Genomic DNA, 19842 nt, shown 5'->3' with positions numbered 1-19842 from the left:
ATCCAGGAATTTTTTCTATGACCGCAGCAGACAACACAATGGCCAGAAAGGTCGCACTCATCACCGGCGCGGCGTCCGGTATTGGTGCAGCCAGCGCCCGCAGACTAGCCGCCGCCGGCGCGTCGTTGGTCCTTACAGACATTAACTACAGCGCTGTAACGGCGCTCGCCGATGAGCTCAGCAAAGCAGGCACGCAGGCAGCGGCCCTGCAGCATGACGTCACGCAACCGGTTGACTGGGAAAACGCCGTAGCACTGGCTGCTGACACTTACGGTGGGTTGGATATTGTCGTGAACAACGCGGGGATCGCCGGCGATAATACGGACCTGATGAATCTTGATCTCGAGCAGTGGCACAGCGTGCTGTCGGTAAATCTCGATGGCGTCTTTCTCGGTTTGCGCTACGCAGGCCCCGCTCTTGAAAAACGCGGCGGCGGGTCGATCATCAATATCAGTTCGATTTTGGGCAAGGTTGGATTCCCCGGAGCGGCCCCCTACTGCGCTTCCAAGGGTGCCGTTACCCTGCTTACTAAATCTGCCGCGCTGGAGTGGGCGCCCCTGAACATTCGCGTGAATTCCGTGCACCCGGGCTTTGTGGAGACACCGCTGGTGACGCAGGCATTGGAAGATCGCGAAGACGGCGCAGAAACGGCGGAGCTGCTCGTCGCCGCTCACCCGCTGGGACGGTTGGGGCAAGCAAGCGAAATCGCAAACGCCGTGGCTTTTTTGGCCTCGGATGAATCAAGCTTTATGACCGGGTCTGAGCTGGTCATCGACGGCGGTTATACAGCGCAGTAGCCACTGTGTTGACGCCGGCAGCAGCCAACATTGCGCAGTTTGCTTAGGTAGTCGCTCCCAGTTTTCTTGCGATGAGCGGCAAATGCTGACGACCAATAAAAATCTCATCATCCAAAAGCACTACCACGCCGGGCATTGCCGGACGCAGGAGCTGCTCCGGCCCATTATCCGAAAGCGATATGCCGCCCGCTCTTAGTAAGTCAGTGATCACTTCGCCATAGCTCGCTGGCGTTTGAGCCGGGACAGCGTAGCGACGCTCATTGGCAGAGGCAGTGTCACCGCGGAATCGCTGATGCATGGCGCTGCGGGAATCACCATCCTCCCTTGGCGTGGTGCCGCCTGATTTGCGCGGCGGGATGCGCACCCAGCTCACCGCACCCTGGTAATCCCTCAGGAGCGCCTGCAGCTGCGGGAGGGCTCGCACACTGTCCAAAGAGTCGTCGAGCCCGACAAAGATCTGCTCGGGCATCGGAGTGTCTATAGAAAGTGTATCTGGCAATGGATTGGTGATATCGGGCGCGTCTCCCGGACGACCCTCGATATGCCAGCGCACCCGGGGTAAATGCTCCCGTCCAAAATAGCACTCGCCATCGACAACATAGCTGGGCACACCGTAGATACCTGCAGCAAAGGCTGCATGCTGAAACTCTTTATTAAACGCCAGGCCATCATCATGGGCCCACCGCAGAAAGGCTTGCCCATCGAGACCGCAATCGTCGAGCAGCTTGACGATAACGTCTTCACTCTCCAGATCCAGGTCGCGCACCCAAAAGGGCGGGTAGACCCTGTCGATAAAGCCCGCGGTCGCCTCAAAGGAGACGGTTTTAGTCCACAGCATCGCTGTAGAGACCAGGTTGGTATCCCAGATTTTTTCCGTGCCGCGTATCCGCAGCCCGTACAGGCCCCCGTAGCGTCGACAGTCGTAGTAGGCGTACTTCACACCAGACCATTGCTCGGCACTCCGTTTCTGCTCAACAACCTCCCCGCCTTTACCCAAACGCGCGCTCCCCAGATAACTGGGAATATCCAATACAAAGGGTCGCCAGTCGAAGCGCACGCCCAGCTCTTTTTCGAGCTGTCGTGTGGGTTCGACCGCCAGGTAAGCGTAGGGACTTTTAAAGTCGATGTAGACGATAGCCGGCGCATCAGACAGGAGCGGAGATAAATGCATGGACATAATCCTGGATTGCAAACAGACGACTCAGGCTATGCCCGAGCCAGCACTACTGAGCTTGAGACCTATGATGCCAACAACAATCAGCGGTAACAGCCACGCCATTGCCTATCTCCCCGAGTTAAGCCTCGCGACAGTATATCCATCGAATATCGAGTGCCATGGGACCTTTTTATTGCCCCGGTGATCAAAAAATCTACCTGGACTTGTCTTTCTTCGAACAGCTGAGTCAACGCTATGGCGCTCCGGGCGATTTCGCCCAGGCCTATGTACTGGCCCATGAAGTGGGTCATCACGTACAGACGCTGCTTGGCATCAGCGCACGCAACCAGGCGGCGCGGCAGATTCTTGAAAGCGGCGATATCGAGGAGGCACTGGCGGCAGCAATCGCCATCGGCGATGACACTCTGCAGCGCCAGGCGCAGGGACGCGTGACGCCGGATTCCTTCACCCAAGGGAGTGCGGAGCAGCGCTTGCGCTGGTTTACTGTGGGACTGGAGAAGGGATCGCTAGAGAGCTGCAATACCTTTGCAGCGACATCACTGCGCTAAAAACAGTGCCAAATGCAGCCCCAATTAATACCCCCGGTCCCGCTCTATCCACGGTTTCGCTCTCGATCATTTCGCCCCAGTGTATATGACATGCGCTTCCGCTCGATTTTCAGCTATCGATGGGCAGCTTCGGATCGAAAGCAATCGTTCGCCCTCCCGCTACTAAAGCTCGACCGTCTGAACCCGCAGTCAACAGCCGCGATTATGCAAGCTAGCTATGCGCGATTGCTTTGTCGGTGAATAAGTAATCTTTTAGCTCCTTGTCGAACCTTGGATCCTTGCGACGTATCCACTCCAAAACCATTGCGGCGTGTTCTTTTTCCTCATCACGATTGTGCTCGAGGATGGCTTTAAGTTCGTTGTCTTTACAAGCATCAACTCTTTGGTTGTACCAGTCCACGGCCTCCAGCTCCTCCATCAAAGAGGTGATCGCGCGGTGCATATCTCTGGTTTCGTCTGATAGCTCTTCAATTGGTTCGTGGTAGCCCTCGTTTGCCATTTGCTTCTCCGATTAGTTTGATTGCAGACTCAATTATTCCACAAACAGCGCCATAACCATTAACACGCAAAACACCTGTTAAAAAACCACTGAAGAGTTAGGCAGGCTTTTTCAAAGATGCTGCCCGCAGCACCATCCCGATGCCCAGGCCCACTGAAAGTTATACCCACCCAGCCAACCGGTAACATCCAGAGCCTCACCAATGGCGAACATCCCGGGTACGCGCTTCAGCTCAAAGGTTTTTGAAGACACTTCGTCCGTGTCGATACCACCCAGCGTAACTTCTGCAGTCCGGTAGCCCTCACTGCCACCGGGCATAAAGGACCAGCCATTCAAACGCTCCCCGATAGCCTTGAGGTCCGGCGGCGAAAAGCTGCCAATCTTCTGATCCTCAAACCAGGTGCCGGACATCAAATCCACCAGACGATTGGGAAGCTGTGTTTTTAGCACCGTAAGCAGCCGCTGCTGCGGGTTAGCCTCCCGTGCATCAAGCAACCACGCAGCGGCGTCTTGATCGGGGAACAGGTTAATGTCCACCGCCAGCCCCTCTCGCCAGAAAGAGGATATCTGCAGAATTGCAGGGCCGCTTAAGCCTCTATGGGTAAACAGCAGGTTCTCGCGAAAGCTGTGCCCCTGGCAGCTGGCGATCACATCGGTGGAGATACCCGAGAGCGATTCGTAGCGGACTTTGTCGCTGGAATTCCAGGTGAGCGGCACCAGCGCAGCACGCGGTGGGTTCAGCTTCAGCCCCAGCTCTGTTGCCGTGCGAAACGCCAGGTCGCTGGCGATTTTCGGCATGGACAAACCACCGGCGGCGATAACGACCCTGGCTCCCCGGTAATGCTGATCGCCGGTGGCCACGACAAATCCTTCAGATTCTCTTGGGCTGATCGATCGCACCGCCTGACGCAAACGAATCTCAACGCCCGCGTAGGAGCACTGTTCCAACAGCATGGCGACAATGTCCTTGGCGCTGTGATCACAAAACAGCTGCCCCAGCTTTTTCTCGTGGTAGTCGATACCAGCGGCCTCCACCATCTGAATAAAATCCGTCGGCGAGAATCGCTTCATGGCCGAAATGCAAAAATTGGGATTTTGCGACAGGTAATGTTCGCGGGGGTCCGCAAAAACGTTGGTGAAGTTACATCGCCCCCCGCCGGATACCAGAATTTTTAATCCCACCTTGGGGCCCTGCTCCAGCACCAGCACCCGCAAGCCGCGATAGCCCGCACTGATGGCGCACATGAGACCACTGGCGCCGCCACCGACAACGATCACATCATAGTTTGAGGGGCTACTCATCCAGACAGCGCTGCCACAGGGCCTGGAGTTTCTGTGCACCTAAGTCATTAAGAGTGCGGATGTTGTCGTCGGGCACACGGTTGATATCAGGATGGCCGGCAACGGCCCGCTCCACGCTGTCCTCTCTAAGCAAATGCAGCATGGGATAGGGAGAGCGATTGGAGTAGTTCTCCGCGTCGTCAGGCGCCGTACCGGCAAACTGATAGTCCGGATGAAAACTCGCGACCTGATAGATGCCCTCCAGCTTCATCGTACTGAGTAACGCATCACAGCGGCCCAAAAAGTCATTGAAGACGTAAAAGTCGCCGAGCACCTGTGGATGCACGATAAACGCGGTCTCAATCTCCGGGCGATCTTCCAGGCGCTGCAGTTCCTTTTCTAAGGCCTGCAGCAGCGACTCCTCATCGCGAGCATCACTCAGGGTGAACGCCACACTGCCTCGGTCAAGCTCGCGCTTGGCAAAGGGGCACAGGTTGTACTGCACTACAACGCTGTCAATCCAGCGGCGGCAGGCCGCTACGGCATGATCTTCCAGGGGGGTAAACTCCATTGTGCTATCGACAGGTCGCTTAGGGCAGATACTCGTGCTTTACCCAGTCGACTTCCATGACCCAATCACGATCCATAGTGGCGTCGTTTATCTTTGCAAAGTTGAGAATTGCAAAAAAGGGCTCAGATAACGCATCACTCATACCGGCGTTTCTGTAAACCTCAACGTCATCCAATCGGTAAATCAGGTCGTCGCCCAGCCACTCGACGGAATACTCGTGATATTCAGCAAGGCTTGCCTCCTGCACCAACATCATCGCGCGCCAGTCACCATCACCGCAGACACCATTGCTGACGATCGCCCGCGCGGCATAGTGATCGGGACCACCATCGCTGTGATGCTCAAAAATATCGATCTCACCGGAGCCAAACATTGGCCAGCACACGGTCTCATCGGGATCTTCCACGGGCGCTTCGTTATTAAGCGCCCCCAACAACCACCAAGCGGGAAACATGCCATCCTGCCCACTATCCTGAACCCGCAGGCGCGCGGTCCATCGGCCTTTTACAAACTCCCTGCGGTTTTTCGACGCAATGCGTGCTGCTACGTATTGCGTGTCCGGATGCTGCACCCCTGTTTTACTCAGATTATTGCAGGGGCGCTTTTCCCCCAGATCTACAACACGGAGTTTCAGAGTACCGTTACTGACCTCCCGGGTATTGAACTGATTGTCGGTCACGTAACAGTGATCCTCATCATTCACCCAGGGCGTGTGATCCACCCAGTTCCGGGGATCAAAGCGATGAAAATCGTCAAAAAAATCAACTTGCCAATCGGCACGCGACAGCTCTTCAGCAGAAAAGGCAGGCGCTGCGAGACACACCGCGATTAACAATGCGCTACCAACTTCATGTCGTTTTTTCATGGCATACATCCTATAAAGCAGTCATTCCCAGTATCAGGCCTTCATCGCGTCGTCAGGCGTATGGAAGATCCACAGCCTGACACGCCCAACCGTGAATACTGTATATTTATACAGTATAGTATTCCCCCTAAAAACCTGGACCTCACAGTCTTCCTGTCTGCTCATGCCCTACTGCGAACTTCATTGCCTGTCATGTTACAGCTTCCTGCGCAGCGCTTCCCGCCCGGAAGAGCTGGTAGCGCAGGCCGCAGCAAAGGGCTACAGCGGCATCGCTATCACCGACGAGTGCTCTTTGGCAGGCGTCGTCAAAGCGCATGTCGCAGCAAAAGAGTATGGGTTACCGCTAATCATCGGTAGTGAGTTCACATTGACAGAGGGCATTCATCTGCTCGCCCTCGCGCCCACGCGGGCGGCCTACGGTGAGCTCTCGGGACTCATCAGCCTTGCCAGGCGTCGCAGCCCTAAGGGAGAGTACGAGGTCACCCTGCGGGATGTGATCTTTCACCTCAAACGCTGCCTGATCATCTGGCTACCCAAGGAAGACAGCGAGGCCAACCGCGGCTACGGCAAACAGCTGGCCCGTCTGTGTCGGGAACGGGTCTGGATTGGCGTGCATTACCTTCTCGGTAATGATGAACTGCGTCGCTACCGGGCACTGCAAACGCTTGCCACTCATCTTCAGCTCCCCCTGGTTGCCTGCGGTGATGTGCGCATGCACTGCGCAACCCGTAAACCCTTACACGATGTCATGACGGCCCTGCACCACAACTGCAGCGTGGCTGCACTGGGTCGTCGTCGGTTACCCAATGCCCAGCAACACCTGCGCAGCGTCAAGCAGCTTCAGCGCTTTTACCCAAACGAGCTACTGACAGAGACGCTGAACATCCTCAGGCGCTGCCAATTCAGCCTGGATGAACTCCGTTACGAATACCCCAAAGAAGTAGTACCCGAAGGACACAACGCACGGGACTACCTGAGAGAGCTGACCTGGCAGGGCGCAAGTCAGCGCTGGCCCGACGGGACCCCTACCGCCATCCGGGAGCGCATCGAAAAAGAGTTGACCCTCATTGGAGAGCTGGATTACGAGTACTATTTTCTCACCGTCTACGACATTGTCCGCTTTGCCAGGGGCCGCGGCATTCTCTGTCAGGGCCGAGGATCGGCAGCCAACTCCGTGGTGTGTTACTGCCTGTTCATCACCGAGGTCTCCCCCGAGAAAGTCTCGCTGCTTTTTGAACGTTTTATCTCCCGGGAGCGGGACGAGCCGCCGGATATCGACGTGGATTTTGAACACGAGCGCCGCGAAGAGGTCATTCAGTATATCTACGAGAAATACAGCCGGCGTCGAGCCGCGCTTGCGGCAACGGTGATCACCTATCGCGCCCGCAGCGCCGTGCGGGACGTGGGTAAGGCGCTGGGTCTGGACCCCCTGTTTGTGGATGATCTCGCCAAGTCCCTGGCCTGGTGGGACAAACAGCGCGACCTGGAAGCCCGCTTTAGCGAACACGGCCTGCAAACCGAAACCAATGACGGCAAGCCCAATATCGCCCAGCTCTTCTATCAATTGGTGCAGGAGATATTGGGTTTTCCGCGGCATCTGTCCCAGCATGTGGGCGGCTTTGTCATATCCCGGGGGCCTATATCCCAGCTGGTACCCGTGGAGAACGCCAGCATGGCGGACCGTACGGTGATTCAGTGGGACAAGGACGACATCGAGGCGCTGGGACTCCTCAAAGTTGATGTGCTGGCCCTGGGCATGCTCTCGGCGATCCGCAAATCCCTGGCCCTGGTGAATCGCTACGATCCTCGTATTCGCACTTTGCAGGACATACCTGCCGAAGACATCGCCACCTACCGGATGCTGCAAAAAGCCGACTCCATCGGCGTGTTCCAGATCGAGTCCCGGGCACAGATGAGCATGCTGCCGCGCTTAAAACCCGCCTGCTTTTATGATCTTGTTATCGAGATCGCCATCGTGCGCCCGGGGCCTATTCAGGGAGACATGGTGCACCCCTATCTGCGCCGGCGGCAGGGGCTGGAAGACATCAGCTACCCCGACCAGGCCGTGCAAAGTGTGCTGGAGCGTACCCTCGGCGTGCCCATATTTCAGGAGCAGGTCATTCGCCTGGCCATGGTGGCTGCGGGCTTTAGCGGCGGCGAGGCGGATCAGCTACGGCGGGCCATCACCAACTGGGGCCGCAACAGCAAACTACTGACCTTTGAGAAGAAGCTCACCGAAGGCATGCTTAATCGCGGCTATAGCGAAGACTACGCGCGCCGGCTTTTTGATCAGATCAAGGGCTTTGGCGGTTATGGCTTCCCGGAATCGCACTCAGCGAGTTTTGCCCTGCTGGCCTACGTATCCTCCTGGCTTAAATGCCACCATCCCAGCGCCTTTTATGTGGGACTGCTGAACAGTCAGCCCATGGGTTTTTACAGTCCATCGCAGCTGATTCAGGATGCCCGCCGTCACGATGTGATCGCCCTGCCCCCGGATGTGAATCACAGCGACTGGGATCATCAGCTCCTGGATGACGGCCAGCAGGGCACTCGCGCGCCCATACGTCTGGGCCTGCGACTGATCAAGGGATTATCCAAGGGCGCCGCCAGGCGTATCAGCATGGCACGCAGCGATATGCCCTACCGCCAGATCGCGGATTTACGCAAACGCGCGGCACTGAATCGCAAGGATATGGAGGCGCTGGTGGATGCCGATGCCCTGGCCAGCCTGAGCGGTCATCGTCATCAGGCACGTTGGCAGGTCATGGCTCTGGAGCCCGAGCGACCGCTCTTGGCCCATGAACAATACTCCGCAAGCACGGCGCCCAATGACGAGGTCGGTTTACCAGAACCTGCCGTTGCCGAATCAGTGATTGCGGATTATCGCAGCACCGGTGTCACCCTTCGGGCCCACCCCCTTGCTTTGCTCCGCAGCGAAGCGCCATTTAATCAATGCAAATGCCAGCGGGATCTGGAGCTTATGGACGATGGCCGCTTTGTACGCATCGCCGGGCTTGTGACCTGTCGCCAGCGCCCCGGCACTGCCTCCGGCGTGCTTTTTCTTACCCTTGAGGACGAAACCGGCAACAACAACGTGGTGGTGTGGCCCAAGGTGCAGCAGAACTTTCGGGAGGCCCTCATGAAGGGCCATCTGCTGCTGGTGAAAGGCACGCTACAAAAACGCGATGGCGTCACGCATATCGTGGCCGGAGCACTGTTTGATCACAGTGATGCGCTGGGAAACCTGGAGACCAAGTCGCGGGATTTTCATTGAGACTGTGTAGCTTATGTACCTCGACGCCACTATTGGTCTAAGCTTTACTAAAGATAAACTTAGGAGGCCCCATGAAAACGAACATACACAGTATCGAACGCGTCGTTCGCGTCCTTGGCGGTGCGGCCATCGTTAGCCTCGCCTTTATCGGCCCCCAGACACCCTGGGCCTGGCTGGGGTTGATTCCCATGGCAACGGGCTTGAGCGGCTGGTGCCCACCTTATGCCATACTAGGCATCAGCACCTGCAAAACCCAGACGGAAGGCAGCTAAAACGCTAGCGGGCCTCGGCCTCGCGCAAAAAGCTCCGCAGTAAGTCGCGGTACAGTTCTGGCTCGCGACTGATGGAGCTGTGCCCGACTCCCGGGATCACCTCAAAACGCGCACCGGGCACGGCATCCGCAAAGCCTTTGACGGTTGCCGGTCGGGCTTCGTCGAACTCACCGGTGACGAACAGCGTAGGCACGTCGATTTCCTTAAGGCGCCCGGTTAGGTCAAAGTCCTGCAAACTGCCGGTGGCGTAAAACTCTGTCGGGCCCCACATCTGGTTGTAGATCACCGAATTCCAGGGTGCGCCCGGACAATCGACCTCCTCTTTGGCTTCACCGCGCCTCACAAACTGCTCGTAAAAAACATCCGTTGCCTGCGCATAGTCGGGATGGTCTGTGGTTCCCTCTGCCTCGTGCTTGTCCAGCACCGCCTGCACGTCCGTATCCAGCGTGGCACGCAGGGCGTTCGCATCACGAATCCAAAGCGGCGTGCTGATCAAAGGTGATGACAGCGTTAGAGACACGATGCCTTCGGTGCCTTTCTCCAGCACGTAATAGGCAGCCAGGGCTCCACCCCAGCTGTGTCCCTGAAGATGCATACGCTCCAGCCCGAGCTCATTGCGAAGCGTGTGCAAAGCCTCTACGAATCGATCGCGATTCCACAGGCTCGGGTCTCGAGGTCGCCCAGAGCGCCCGGTGCCGAGCTGGTCGTAGCGAATGACGGGACGTTCATCTGACAACGGATACAAAAGCTGCAAGCCGCAGGAAGTGCCGCCGGGGCCGCCATGCAGAGTGACCAGGGGCACCGCATTCCCATTGACATCATCTCCGCTCGCGACTTCGTACCACAGCGGACCACCCTCTACGTCGATAAAACCGGAACGCAGTTCTGACTCGGCCTGCGATACTGCCGTTATAAGGAGTAGTGTGCAGGCTACCAAGCCCCTGATCATTGTCATCACAATATTCTCATTACGACACTTTCATTACGCTATCTTCATTACAACAAGGCCGCCATCAGCATCACAAAGGTAGCCGCGAAGCCCACAAACCAGATTGCTGAACGCAGCATGGGGATACCCGATGCATAAGCGGGCACGTAGAGGATGCGCGCGCCCAGATAGGTCCAGGCCGCCTTGGCCGTCAGACTGCCGCCCGCGTCCCCGAGCACCACAACCACCACCGCGATAGTGAAGAGAATTAACCCTTCAAAGTGATTGTCCATGGCCCGCTTGAGGCGACCGGGAACACCCTTTACTTCTTTGGGCTCGTCGCGGGGACCGCCGGTGTAGTCCGTGCCCAGCTGTATGTTCAGAGGCACAGCCATCAGCACAAACTGCAGATACTGAAGCACCGCAGCGTAGGCGAGAACCTGGACTTCAACGGGCATAGTGCTTCCTCTATTGTTTAGGGCTATTGCAGATATCAGCGATGCTTAAGATGCCGGCGTCAGACGAAGGAGACGTCCTTTGCTGTCGCCGTAGTCGTCTTCCAGCACCAAAATGCTGCCATCCGCTGCCTCCTGAACACTGCGGATACGCGCACCCATATCAAAGCGCTCCACCTCTTCGGCAGACCCATCATCACCCAGCTCTACGCGAATAATGGCTTTTGACGAAAGCCCCGCGATGATGGCGTCGCCTCTCCAGGCATCAAATGCTTTCCCACGATAAATCAGCATATCGCCGGGGGAAATCACCGGCGTCCACCACAGTGCCGGCTCGTTAAACTCCGGTCGGGTGTCGTGGTTGGGCATTTTTCGGCCATCATAGTGATCGCCATTGGATACTTCCGGATAACCGTAATTCGCACCGCGCTCGATGAGGTTGAGCTCGTCACCGCCCGCAGGGCCCATCTCAATCTCCCAGAGACGACCGTCCAGGTCCAGGGCCAACCCCAGCAGGTTCCGGTGCCCTAAGGACCAGATCTGGGGATACACACCACCGCGGCCGACGCGGGGGTTTTCAGAGTAGTAATCTACGAAGGGATTGTCTTCGGGCACAGTGCCGTCTTCGTGGAGACGGAGGAGCTTGCCGGAATTGGACTGCATGTCCTGCGATGTTGTGAACTTCTGGCGATCGCCAGACGAAATCCACAGATAACCGTCATCATCAAAAAGCATGCGATGGCTGTAGTGTCCAAAACCCAGCAGCTTAGGATATTGACGCCAGATCACCTCGACATCACTCAGAGCAGGCCGGCGACCGGATGCATCAAGGACACCCCGGGCCACCGCCGCACCGCGCGTCCCCGCAACCCCGGCCTCGGCGTAGCTGAGATAGACCATGCCGTTCTTTGCAAAGTCCGGGTGCAGCACCACGTCGCCCAGACCACCCTGTCCGCCGTAATTAACATCAGGTACGCCGCTCACAGGACGGGACTGTTTGCCATCGGTGTCTACGATAATAAGGTTGCCTTTTGTCTCCGTAACCAGGAGCCGTCCGTCGGGCATCTCGGCCACGGACCAGGGCTCATCAAACTGACTCACCTCGGTGACGGTGAACGGTAGTTCGGCATAAGCCGGTGAAAGGAACACTAGCGCGGCCAGTGCCAGCGCCGGATTCAGCAAAAGCTTCATTTTCAATCCTTATCCTTTTTCATTTGTTTACGATTCTATGGGGAAACATTGCCAGACGCGCATCAAGCCTGACCGGCCACCTCGAAACAGGGGCGATACGATGCTGGATCGATCTTCATACGTCCGTCGCGCACAAAGCCCTCGAGCAACCCGGCCAACCCGGCAATAACCTCGCCCTCTCCGTGAAGTTGATACGGACCATGGGCTTCAACGGCTCTCACCCCGAAGTCTTTTACGTTGCCCGCCACAATCCCCGAGAAGGCCCGGCGCAGCTCCGCCACGAGCTGATGCGCGGGCTGATCCCGATGGAGCGCAAGGGCGGCCATATTGTCATGGGTGGGCAAAAACGTGTGCTGCAACTCCTCGGGGATATGCAACGTCCAGCTGTAGCTGAAGGACTCATTCTGCTCGATGCGCTGACGTCGCAGCGCTTTGATAGCGCCCTTCATCGTCCGCGCCACAGCAGCGGGATCGGCGTTAATAATCTTGTAATGCTCGCTCACTTCCTCGCCCAGGCAGTCGCGCAAAAAGCGATCAATCTGGGCAAAATAGTCAGCGCTCTCTCGGGGTCCGGTAAAAATCAACGGCAGTTCCATATGCGCGTTTGCCGGATGCATCTTGATACCCAGCAAAAACATGATTTCTTCGGCGGTACCTACGCCTCCCGGAAACACCAGAATTCCGTGGGCCACGCGAACAAAAGCTTCCAGCCGTTTCTCAATGTCCGGAAGAATCACCAGCTCATTCACAATGGCATTAGGCGATTCCGCGGCGATAATGCCCGGCTCGGACAAACCCACATAGCGCGTATTGCTGCTTAACTGCTTAGCGTGGGCAATGGCGGCGCCTTTCATGGGCCCCTTCATGGCACCGGGACCACAACCGGTACAGATGTCAAAGCCGCGGAGTCCCAGGGAATAGCCCACGGTCTTGGAGTAGTCGTACTCGACGCGGGAAATCGAGTGCCCGCCCCAGCACACCACCAGCCGGGGCTGCACGTTACTGCGCACCACGTTGGCGTTGCGAAGGATACGAAACACTGCATCCGTGACCCCTTCGGGGCTGCTCAAATCGAAGGTTTGCTGCTCCGCCAGCTTGTGCTCGGTGTAAACGATATCGCGCAGGGCAGAAAACAGATGATGCCGGATCCCTTCAATCATCTTGCCATCAACAAAGGCCTCCCCCGGCGCGTTAAAGAGCTCCAATTTAAGACCCCGAGGCTCAGGGATAACCTGCAGATCAAAATCCGCATAGGCCTCGTAGACTTTGCGCGCATCATCTACATAACCATCCGTATTCAGAATCGCTAAAGCACAGCGGCGAAACAATTCGTGGAGGCTGGCATCGGCATTCGCCAGACTCGCCATCTCGCGCTGGGTGAGCAGGTCGAGGGTCTGCACCGGACGCACGGAGGCCCGAGCAATACGCGGTAGGGTAACTTCATTGCCGCCGGTGGTTTCACCGACAAGCTGATCAGGAATATTCATGGGGTCAGTATAACGTGGCGACATGACAGGATCTTGAACTGCCCGGCTAAGCACAAAAAGCCCGAAGCCAGTTAGCCCTGAGCCTGAGAAGGATACACGTAGCGAAAGGTCAGATTGATGCGCGGACCACAGGGCTGGCTCTGCTTGGCAACCTCATGACGCCAGTTTTTTTGGGTATCGCCGCGCATGATCAGCAGGCTTCCCGAGGTCAGGGGCAATTTCACCGCCTTGATGTTTTTGTCGTGTCGATACTTGAGTCTGAAGATTCGCTCCTCTCCGAGGCTGAGCGAAGCAATCACCGGCTGCGCACCGAGCTCCGGCTCATCATCCGCATGCAAACCCATGCTATCGCGATGATCACGGTACTGATTTGCAAGCACGCTGTTAAATTGCGACCCGCTCAGTGTCTCGACGCGTTCGCGCAGTGCCGCAAGCTGAGGTGTCCATGGCTCGGGATCATGACGGATGCCCGAATATTTGTAAGACACGCCAGCATCGGCATACCAGGCGAGCAGGCGCGGCTGCATATAGGTTTTACCAAAAAGCTTTATGGGCTCCTGACGCCAGGCAACTTCCCGTTCCACGGCCTCAAAAAGATCATCAGGGTCAGCGCCAAGATCTGGCGCGCGAAAAAAAAGCAGCTCGCCTCCAGGCAAGTCGAGGTGTTCCGAATCGTCCACTGCGAAGAGTTCCGTCACGACTCAGCACACCTCACTGGGCATCAAACCCCAGCATGTAATCTGCGGCCTTCACTCCAGCCCACTCGCTGTCCAGAATCGAATACGCGCAGGTGTCCCGCAGGGTGCCGTTGTGATGACGACTATGGTTCCGAAGAATCCCGTCAGCCTTTGCACCGATGCGCGCCATTTCGGCAGCCACGTCTGCGGGTGCGGGCACGTTGGTGTACCAGGCCCGCCATACCTCACCGTCATCGCTCGCCAGGGCCAGCGCATCAGCGTGCTCTGCCTGCAGGGGAATCAAGCTTGCAAACTCGCCCTCGAGGGAGACCGGGTCAGGCCACGGCATAGCTAACTTCCTGATCAAACCAAAAACCCAAGGATGCCATGTTTCAGACAAAAAAAACCCGCTCTCAGGGGAGGGAGCGGGTTTTTGCGGGTCAAGCTGTGCTGACCCAGGTCTATGAAGCTTTTACTTAGCCGACTCTTCAGCCAACAAAGGCTTTTCGCGGCTCAGATACACCTTCGGACTCCGTGCCCTTGAGGTAAGCCAGCATGGTATCGGCGTCGGAGACCTCAAAGGGATCTGTCTCGCCGTTGTCGCAGTAACCCGCTTCCGAGAACAGCTTCTCGATGTTGCCGTCATTGACGAGCATGGAGTAGCGCCAGGAGCGCATGCCAAAGCCAATGTTCGACTTGTCGACGAGCATGCCCATCTTGCGGGTGAACTCACCGTTGCCGTCAGGCAGCAAAAAGATGTTCTTGTTGCCCTGCTCCTGGCCCCACTTGAACATCACAAATGCGTCATTGACCGACACACAGATTACCTCGTCCACACCCTGCGCCTTGAACTCATCGTAGAGCTCGTCGTAGCGCGGCAGGTGGTTAGAGGAACAGGTGGGTGTGAAGGCGCCGGGCAGTGAGAAAACAACCACTTTCTTGCCACCGAAGATATCGGCCGTGGTCTTTTCTTCCCAACGGAAAGGATTGTCACCGCCTACGGACTCGTCGCGTACGCGGGTTTTGAAAGTCGCTTCTGGTACCTGTGTCGTCACGTCTAAGCTCTCCTTAATTAATGAATAAAAGTACTGCTGGTCTTGCGATGTATATCGCGAACACTATCCCAGCTATCTAACCGCAACATCATAACGAAGATCTTACAATCGATAAAACGATATTTATCGCACTGCATGTTCGATTTTATCGATCAATTTTAAGCAGCCCGCTGAGCCTCGGACTCGATGTCGGCGGGAGACCTATAGCGCAGAGCCGCTTCGTCAAAGCGCATTTCCTCAAACTCCCGCTTCTCTCGCAAGTAGTTCTGGGAATTCACCCAGGGGCTACGATCGCCCTGCTTAGGAAACAAGTGCATGACCCGCTGCATATAGCCGGCGGAAAAATCATCAATCCACGGCCGCGGCGTCATGGCCGGAAGATCGTCTTCAATCTCGGCTGTCACTACCGTTGCCCCTGTGCTGTCCATGTGCGCGAGGAGGCGACACATCCACTGCGACACAATATCCGCGCGGAGGGTCCAGGAGGCGTTGATATAGCCGAACACCGACACCATGTTAGGCAAGCCGGTGCACATCATGCCGCGGTAGGACCAGCTGGAGGGAATATCAAAATGCACACCTTCCACCTGAAGATCAATGCCGCCCATCAGCTCCAGTTCGAGACCGGTGGCCGACACGATAATGTCCGCCGCGATCTCGGTTCCATCTTCAAGCCGCACGCCCTCGGGAGTCAGTGTCTCAATCTGATTGGTGACTACCCGCGCCTTGCCACTCTTTATCGCGGCAAAGAGGTCGCTGTCGGGGACCAGGCAAAGTCGCTGATCCCAGGGATCATACTGGGGCGTGAAGTCAGCCATATCGCCGGCATCGCCCAACTCCTTGCGCGTTCGGTCGAGGAGCATCTGGCGCACTTTTTCCGGCTGCTTCCGGGTTTTCTTGTAAAGCCAGTGCTGCATGCGGGTGTTTTTCCAGCGCGTGGCGCTGTAAGCCCAGCTCTTGGGCAAAACGGAACGCAGTAGATTGGCAATCCAGTCCGTGGAGGGACGGGACACGACCCAGGTAGGCGACCGCTGGAGCATCACCACTTCCTCTGCCTTGTCGGCCATGGAGGGCACCAGCGTCATTGCCGTGGCACCGGAACCGATGATGAGTACTCGCTTACCCTCGTAGTCCAGGTCTTCGGGCCAAAACTGCGGGTGGATGAACTCGCCCTTGAAGGTATCGCGTCCCGGGAATTCCGGTTGATGTCCGTGGTTGTAGTTGTAATAGCCCGCGCACAAATGCAAAAAACGGGCTTTCAAACTTGTTGGCTCCCCGCTGGCACCATCATCGATGGTTAGCTCCCAACACTGCTCCTGACTATCCCAGTTCGCCTTTTTTACCTTGTGTTGGTAACGGATAAGCGATTCAACGCCGTATTCCTTTGCCGTCTCCCGCACGTAGCTGAGAATAGAGGAACCATCCGCAATGGCCTTGGATGCCTCCCAGGGTTTAAAGCTATAGCCTAGGGTGTGCATGTCGCTGTCGGAGCGGATGCCCGGGTAGCGAAACAGATCCCAGGTGCCGCCGCTGCGCTCCCTGCCTTCGAGAATAGCGATTTTTCGCTCGGGACAGCTGCGCTTCATGTGACAGGCAGCACCGACTCCGGATAGCCCCGCACCAATAATCACTACATCAAGAATGTCGCTCATAGATTTCTACCCTGAAAATATATTTATTAGCTCGCCGGCATCAGTGTCGCATGCTGCCGAGGCTCTACCTGGCGCTGCGACCACGACCCGCGGCGATTCTCAAGCGCAGGGCGTTGAGCTTGATAAAGCCCTCGGCATCCGCCTGATCGTAGGCGCCGGCGTCATCTTCAAAGGTCGCGATGCTCTCGTCAAAGAGGCTGTCATCGGAGCTCCGCCCCACCGCCGACACGCTTCCTTTATACAGCTTGAGGCGCACAGCTCCGTTGACCACCGACTGGGATTGATCAATGGCCGCCTGCAGCATCTGCCGCTCCGGCGACCACCAATAACCGTTGTAAATGAGATTGGCGTAGCGCGGCATCAACTCATCCTTCAGGTGGGCCACCTCGCGGTCCAGGGTCAGGGACTCGATAGCACGATGCGCTTTGAGCATGATGGTGCCTCCCGGAGTCTCGTAGCAACCCCGGGATTTCATGCCCACGTAGCGGTTTTCAACGATATCCAGACGACCTACGCCGTTAGCACCCCCAATACGGTTCAACTCTGCGAGCACCGTTGCCGGCGACATTTCCTCGCCATCGATCGCCACGATGTCACCACCGCGGAACTGAAGCTGGATATAGGTCGGCGTGTTGGGCGCCTCCTCGGGGCTGACGCTCCAGCGCCACATGGACTCCTCGGCCTCGGCCCAGGGATCTTCAAGAATCCCACCCTCGTAGGAAATGTGTAGCAGGTTCGCGTCCATGGAATAGGGCGACTTCTTACCCGCCGCAGCAAAATCTACAGGAATATCCCGCTCGCGGCAGTAGGCCATGAGCGATTCGCGGGAGCTGAGATCCCACTCGCGCCAGGGCGCAATCACCTGAATGCCCGGTTTCAGCGCGTAGGCACCCAGCTCAAAGCGCACCTGGTCGTTACCCTTGCCCGTTGCACCGTGGGAAATCGCATCGGCACCGGTTTCCGTCGCAATATCCACCAGACGTTTGGCGATGAGGGGGCGGGCGATCGAGGTGCCCAGCAAGTACTCCCCCTCATAGATCGTGTTCGCGCGAAACATGGGATACACGTAATCGCGGACAAACTCCTCCCGAAGGTCCTCGATGTAGATTTCTTTGACACCCAGCGCCTCGGCTTTTGCCCGGGCCGGCTCCACTTCCTCGCCCTGCCCGATGTCGGCGGTGAAGGTCACCACTTCGCAGTCGTAGTGATCCTGTAGCCAGCGCACAATCACCGAGGTATCCAATCCCCCGGAATAGGCCAAAACCACTTTGTTTACCTTCGCCATACTGCTCCCCGAAACCTAAAAGAGCGCAAGTCTACCGCCGCGGCGCACTCTGTGCACGAACAGGTCCTCTGGAGAGTGTCGTCACTGGCACCTTTGCGGTAGCATCAACGTCCTTCTTCAGCTCGGCTCAGACCCTTGGACACCCTAACTCTTATTCGCCCCGACGACTGGCACAGTCATCTCAGAGATGGCGCTTCTCTGACCCAAACCTCCGCCGATATGGCCCGCTACATGGGCCGCGTCATTGTTATGCCCAATCTGGTGCCACCGGTCACCAATGCGCGCCTCGCCGCAGAGTACCGTCAGCGGATACTGCGCAGCATGCAGGATGCGCCGCGGCAGTTCGACCCCCTGATGACGCTCTACCTCACCGACGGCACCAGTGCCGAGGATATTCGCGAGGCCGCTGAGATTGACTGGCTGGCCGCCGTAAAGCTGTATCCTGCGGGTGCCACGACGAATTCCGCGGCGGGGGTCAACTCCCTGGAGGCGCTCTACCCGGTACTTGCCACCATGGAAGAGGTAGACCTGCCACTCCTGGTGCATGGCGAAGTCACCGATGCAGACGTGGATATCTTTGATCGCGAGGCGGCCTTCATTGGCGAGCACCTGGCACCCATCGTCGAGCGTTTCCCCAAACTGCGCGTCGTACTGGAGCACATCACCACCGCCGATGCGGTGGAGTTTGTGAAAGGGGCAGGCCCCAAAGTCGCCGCAACGATCACCGCGCACCACCTGCTGCTTAACCGCAATGACATGCTGGTGGGCGGCATTCGGCCCCACTATTACTGCCTGCCCATTCTCAAACGGCGGCAACATCAGGAAGCACTCCGCAAGGCCGCTACCGGCACGGATCGCAGTTTCTTTCTGGGAACGGACTCTGCTCCCCATGAACAGGAAGCCAAAGAGAGTGCCTGCGGCTGCGCGGGGGTGTACACCGCCCATGCGTCCCTGGAACTTTATGCTGAGGTGTTCGAAGACATGAATGCCCTTGATCAGCTCGAGGACTTCGCCTCGCTCCGCGGACCGGACTTCTATGCCCGACCACGAAACAGCGATACCGTGGCACTCCGCCGTGTCGCCTGGGAGGTACCCCAGAGTATTCCCCTGGGAGACACACGCATGGTGCCCCTGCGCGCGGGCGAGACCCTGCGCTGGCAAGTCGTCGATGCGGGAGCGGCCTGACCCATGACCATGAAGTCGCGCTTCCGCGGATTTTTGCCGGTGATTGTCGACATGGAGACCGGTGGGTTTTCCTCCTCCACCGACGCCATTCTGGAAATCGCGGCAACCGTCGTGCGTATGGACGATTCGGGACAAATAGCCGTCCATGAGACCCACAGCTTTAACGTAGCTCCCTTCGAGGGCGCCAATATTGAACAGTCAGCGCTGGACTTTACCGGCATCGATCCCTGGCACCCTTTCAGGGAGGCCCTGGCGGAAAAAGAAGCGCTGGGAGAATTGTTTCAGATCATCCGGCGGGAGATCCGGGACCAGGAATGCACCCGCGCCATTCTGGTGGGCCACAACGCCCATTTTGATGCGGGTTTTTTGAACGCGGCAGTGGAGCGCTGCGAGATTAAACGCAATCCCTTCCACCCCTTCTCCCATTTCGATACCGCAACGCTCTCAGGCCTGGCCTATGGACAAACGGTTCTGGCGAAAAGCTGCTTTGAGGCGGGCATTCCCTTTGACAATGAGCAGGCTCACTCGGCGGCCTACGACGCAGAGCGCACTGCAGAGCTGTTTTGTGGCATCGTCAACACCTGGCAACAGCTGGGAGGCTGGGTGCCCGGGACGCCGTCTTCTGCTGACGGGTAGCCCGTAG

General features: G+C 57.4%; 20 protein-coding genes. 6 read left to right on the top strand and 14 right to left on the bottom strand.

The window, feature by feature from the left end:
• The first annotated feature begins 17 nt into the window (after positions 1-17).
• Positions 18-797, top strand: a complete 780-nt coding sequence (locus ACTG3T_RS13300) for an SDR family NAD(P)-dependent oxidoreductase (protein WP_439102766.1) — start codon at positions 18-20, stop codon at positions 795-797.
• A 43-nt stretch (positions 798-840) separates the two neighbouring features.
• Here ACTG3T_RS13300 and ACTG3T_RS13295 read toward each other — a convergent pair whose 3' ends face one another.
• On the bottom strand, positions 841-1968 hold the full coding sequence (locus tag ACTG3T_RS13295; protein WP_439102765.1) for a DsbA family protein: 1128 nt from the start codon (positions 1966-1968) through the stop codon (positions 841-843).
• A 164-nt stretch (positions 1969-2132) separates the two neighbouring features.
• Between ACTG3T_RS13295 and ACTG3T_RS13290 the strand changes: the two genes are divergently transcribed.
• A complete protein-coding gene (locus ACTG3T_RS13290; RefSeq protein ID WP_439102764.1) occupies positions 2133-2522 on the top strand; it encodes a neutral zinc metallopeptidase in 390 nt (129 codons plus the stop codon).
• A gap of 211 nt (positions 2523-2733) precedes the next feature.
• On the opposite strand, the gene ACTG3T_RS13285 is transcribed toward ACTG3T_RS13290, so the two are convergent.
• The 4 genes from ACTG3T_RS13285 to ACTG3T_RS13270 form a co-directional block, all read right to left on the bottom strand.
• Entirely contained in the window at positions 2734-3021 is a 288-nt protein-coding gene (locus ACTG3T_RS13285) for an encapsulin-associated ferritin-like protein (RefSeq protein ID WP_439102763.1), read from the bottom strand.
• Positions 3022-3132: 111 nt separating this feature from the next.
• Positions 3133-4323, bottom strand: a complete 1191-nt coding sequence (locus ACTG3T_RS13280; RefSeq protein WP_439102762.1) for an NAD(P)/FAD-dependent oxidoreductase — start codon at positions 4321-4323, stop codon at positions 3133-3135.
• Positions 4316-4873, bottom strand: coding sequence for a DUF1415 domain-containing protein (locus ACTG3T_RS13275; protein WP_439102761.1), 558 nt, complete (start codon positions 4871-4873; stop codon positions 4316-4318). Before ACTG3T_RS13275 ends, ACTG3T_RS13280 begins: the two co-directional genes overlap by 8 nt.
• A 19-nt stretch (positions 4874-4892) precedes the next feature.
• Positions 4893-5738, bottom strand: a complete 846-nt coding sequence (locus ACTG3T_RS13270; protein ID WP_439102760.1) for a glycoside hydrolase family 16 protein — start codon at positions 5736-5738, stop codon at positions 4893-4895.
• A gap of 163 nt (positions 5739-5901) precedes the next feature.
• Here ACTG3T_RS13270 and ACTG3T_RS13265 point away from each other — a divergent pair, with 163 nt between their 5' ends.
• Both ACTG3T_RS13265 and ACTG3T_RS13260 read left to right on the top strand, forming a co-directional pair.
• Positions 5902-9012, top strand: coding sequence for an error-prone DNA polymerase (locus ACTG3T_RS13265; RefSeq protein ID WP_439102759.1), 3111 nt, complete (start codon positions 5902-5904; stop codon positions 9010-9012).
• 71 nt (positions 9013-9083) lie between these two features.
• A complete protein-coding gene (locus tag ACTG3T_RS13260) occupies positions 9084-9284 on the top strand; it encodes a YgaP family membrane protein (protein ID WP_439102758.1) in 201 nt (66 codons plus the stop codon).
• 4 nt (positions 9285-9288) lie between these two features.
• On the opposite strand, the gene ACTG3T_RS13255 is transcribed toward ACTG3T_RS13260, so the two are convergent.
• The 9 genes from ACTG3T_RS13255 to ACTG3T_RS13215 all read right to left on the bottom strand — a co-directional run bounded on the left by ACTG3T_RS13255 (position 9289) and on the right by ACTG3T_RS13215 (position 18014).
• On the bottom strand, positions 9289-10239 hold the full coding sequence (locus ACTG3T_RS13255) for a proline iminopeptidase-family hydrolase (protein ID WP_439102757.1): 951 nt from the start codon (positions 10237-10239) through the stop codon (positions 9289-9291).
• Positions 10240-10280: 41 nt separating this feature from the next.
• Positions 10281-10670, bottom strand: coding sequence for an MAPEG family protein (locus tag ACTG3T_RS13250; RefSeq protein WP_439102756.1), 390 nt, complete (start codon positions 10668-10670; stop codon positions 10281-10283).
• A gap of 45 nt (positions 10671-10715) precedes the next feature.
• Positions 10716-11858 (bottom strand): PQQ-dependent sugar dehydrogenase, encoded by a 1143-nt coding sequence (locus ACTG3T_RS13245; RefSeq protein ID WP_439102755.1) that lies wholly within the window; start codon positions 11856-11858, stop codon positions 10716-10718.
• A 62-nt stretch (positions 11859-11920) separates the two neighbouring features.
• Positions 11921-13345 carry a nucleotide 5'-monophosphate nucleosidase PpnN gene (ppnN, locus tag ACTG3T_RS13240; protein ID WP_439102788.1) on the bottom strand — a complete coding sequence of 475 codons (1425 nt, stop codon included), beginning with the start codon at positions 13343-13345 and terminating at the stop codon, positions 11921-11923.
• A gap of 71 nt (positions 13346-13416) precedes the next feature.
• Positions 13417-14043, bottom strand: a complete 627-nt coding sequence (locus tag ACTG3T_RS13235; protein ID WP_439102754.1) for an alpha-ketoglutarate-dependent dioxygenase AlkB family protein — start codon at positions 14041-14043, stop codon at positions 13417-13419.
• A gap of 13 nt (positions 14044-14056) precedes the next feature.
• Positions 14057-14371, bottom strand: coding sequence for a hypothetical protein (locus tag ACTG3T_RS13230; RefSeq protein WP_439102753.1), 315 nt, complete (start codon positions 14369-14371; stop codon positions 14057-14059).
• A 139-nt stretch (positions 14372-14510) separates the two neighbouring features.
• Complete coding sequence (locus ACTG3T_RS13225; RefSeq protein WP_439102752.1) at positions 14511-15077, bottom strand: peroxiredoxin; 567 nt, start codon at positions 15075-15077, stop codon at positions 14511-14513.
• A gap of 158 nt (positions 15078-15235) precedes the next feature.
• Positions 15236-16729, bottom strand: coding sequence for a flavin-containing monooxygenase (locus ACTG3T_RS13220; RefSeq protein WP_439102751.1), 1494 nt, complete (start codon positions 16727-16729; stop codon positions 15236-15238).
• Positions 16730-16793: 64 nt separating this feature from the next.
• The gene (locus ACTG3T_RS13215) at positions 16794-18014 is read right to left on the bottom strand and encodes an argininosuccinate synthase (protein WP_439102750.1); all 1221 of its coding nucleotides are present in this window, start codon (positions 18012-18014) and stop codon (positions 16794-16796) included.
• Positions 18015-18149: 135 nt separating this feature from the next.
• Here ACTG3T_RS13215 and pyrC point away from each other — a divergent pair, with 135 nt between their 5' ends.
• Positions 18150-19199 (top strand): dihydroorotase, encoded by a 1050-nt coding sequence (pyrC, locus tag ACTG3T_RS13210; protein WP_439102749.1) that lies wholly within the window; start codon positions 18150-18152, stop codon positions 19197-19199.
• A 3-nt stretch (positions 19200-19202) separates the two neighbouring features.
• Positions 19203-19835: a ribonuclease T gene (rnt, locus tag ACTG3T_RS13205; RefSeq protein ID WP_439102748.1), complete on the top strand. Its 633-nt coding sequence runs from the start codon at positions 19203-19205 to the stop codon at positions 19833-19835.
• Positions 19836-19842: the final 7 nt, after the last annotated feature.

The organism is Congregibacter sp. (assembly GCF_965660375.1).
GTDB lineage: Bacteria > Pseudomonadota > Gammaproteobacteria > Pseudomonadales > Halieaceae > Congregibacter.
The sequence above is the reverse complement of the archived record's forward strand: the minus strand, read 5'-3'. Positions and strand labels throughout refer to the sequence as shown.

What these genes read in the sequence shown, in the direction of transcription:
- ACTG3T_RS13290 (WP_439102764.1), top strand. Translation starts at nt 2,133, where the DNA reads ATGGGACCTTTTTATTGCCCCGGTGATCAAAAAATCTACCTGGACTTG.
- ACTG3T_RS13215 (WP_439102750.1), bottom strand. Translation starts at nt 18,014, where the DNA reads ATGGCGAAGGTAAACAAAGTGGTTTTGGCCTATTCCGGGGGATTGGAT.
- ACTG3T_RS13220 (WP_439102751.1), bottom strand. Translation starts at nt 16,729, where the DNA reads ATGAGCGACATTCTTGATGTAGTGATTATTGGTGCGGGGCTATCCGGA.
- ACTG3T_RS13245 (WP_439102755.1), bottom strand. Translation starts at nt 11,858, where the DNA reads ATGAAGCTTTTGCTGAATCCGGCGCTGGCACTGGCCGCGCTAGTGTTC.
- ppnN (WP_439102788.1), bottom strand. Translation starts at nt 13,345, where the DNA reads ATGAATATTCCTGATCAGCTTGTCGGTGAAACCACCGGCGGCAATGAA.
- ACTG3T_RS13255 (WP_439102757.1), bottom strand. Translation starts at nt 10,239, where the DNA reads ATGACAATGATCAGGGGCTTGGTAGCCTGCACACTACTCCTTATAACG.
- ACTG3T_RS13285 (WP_439102763.1), bottom strand. Translation starts at nt 3,021, where the DNA reads ATGGCAAACGAGGGCTACCACGAACCAATTGAAGAGCTATCAGACGAA.
- ACTG3T_RS13295 (WP_439102765.1), bottom strand. Translation starts at nt 1,968, where the DNA reads ATGCATTTATCTCCGCTCCTGTCTGATGCGCCGGCTATCGTCTACATC.
- ACTG3T_RS13300 (WP_439102766.1), top strand. Translation starts at nt 18, where the DNA reads ATGACCGCAGCAGACAACACAATGGCCAGAAAGGTCGCACTCATCACC.
- ACTG3T_RS13265 (WP_439102759.1), top strand. Translation starts at nt 5,902, where the DNA reads ATGCCCTACTGCGAACTTCATTGCCTGTCATGTTACAGCTTCCTGCGC.
- ACTG3T_RS13280 (WP_439102762.1), bottom strand. Translation starts at nt 4,323, where the DNA reads ATGAGTAGCCCCTCAAACTATGATGTGATCGTTGTCGGTGGCGGCGCC.
- ACTG3T_RS13270 (WP_439102760.1), bottom strand. Translation starts at nt 5,738, where the DNA reads ATGAAAAAACGACATGAAGTTGGTAGCGCATTGTTAATCGCGGTGTGT.
- ACTG3T_RS13275 (WP_439102761.1), bottom strand. Translation starts at nt 4,873, where the DNA reads ATGGAGTTTACCCCCCTGGAAGATCATGCCGTAGCGGCCTGCCGCCGC.
- ACTG3T_RS13230 (WP_439102753.1), bottom strand. Translation starts at nt 14,371, where the DNA reads ATGCCGTGGCCTGACCCGGTCTCCCTCGAGGGCGAGTTTGCAAGCTTG.
- rnt (WP_439102748.1), top strand. Translation starts at nt 19,203, where the DNA reads ATGACCATGAAGTCGCGCTTCCGCGGATTTTTGCCGGTGATTGTCGAC.
- ACTG3T_RS13250 (WP_439102756.1), bottom strand. Translation starts at nt 10,670, where the DNA reads ATGCCCGTTGAAGTCCAGGTTCTCGCCTACGCTGCGGTGCTTCAGTAT.
- ACTG3T_RS13260 (WP_439102758.1), top strand. Translation starts at nt 9,084, where the DNA reads ATGAAAACGAACATACACAGTATCGAACGCGTCGTTCGCGTCCTTGGC.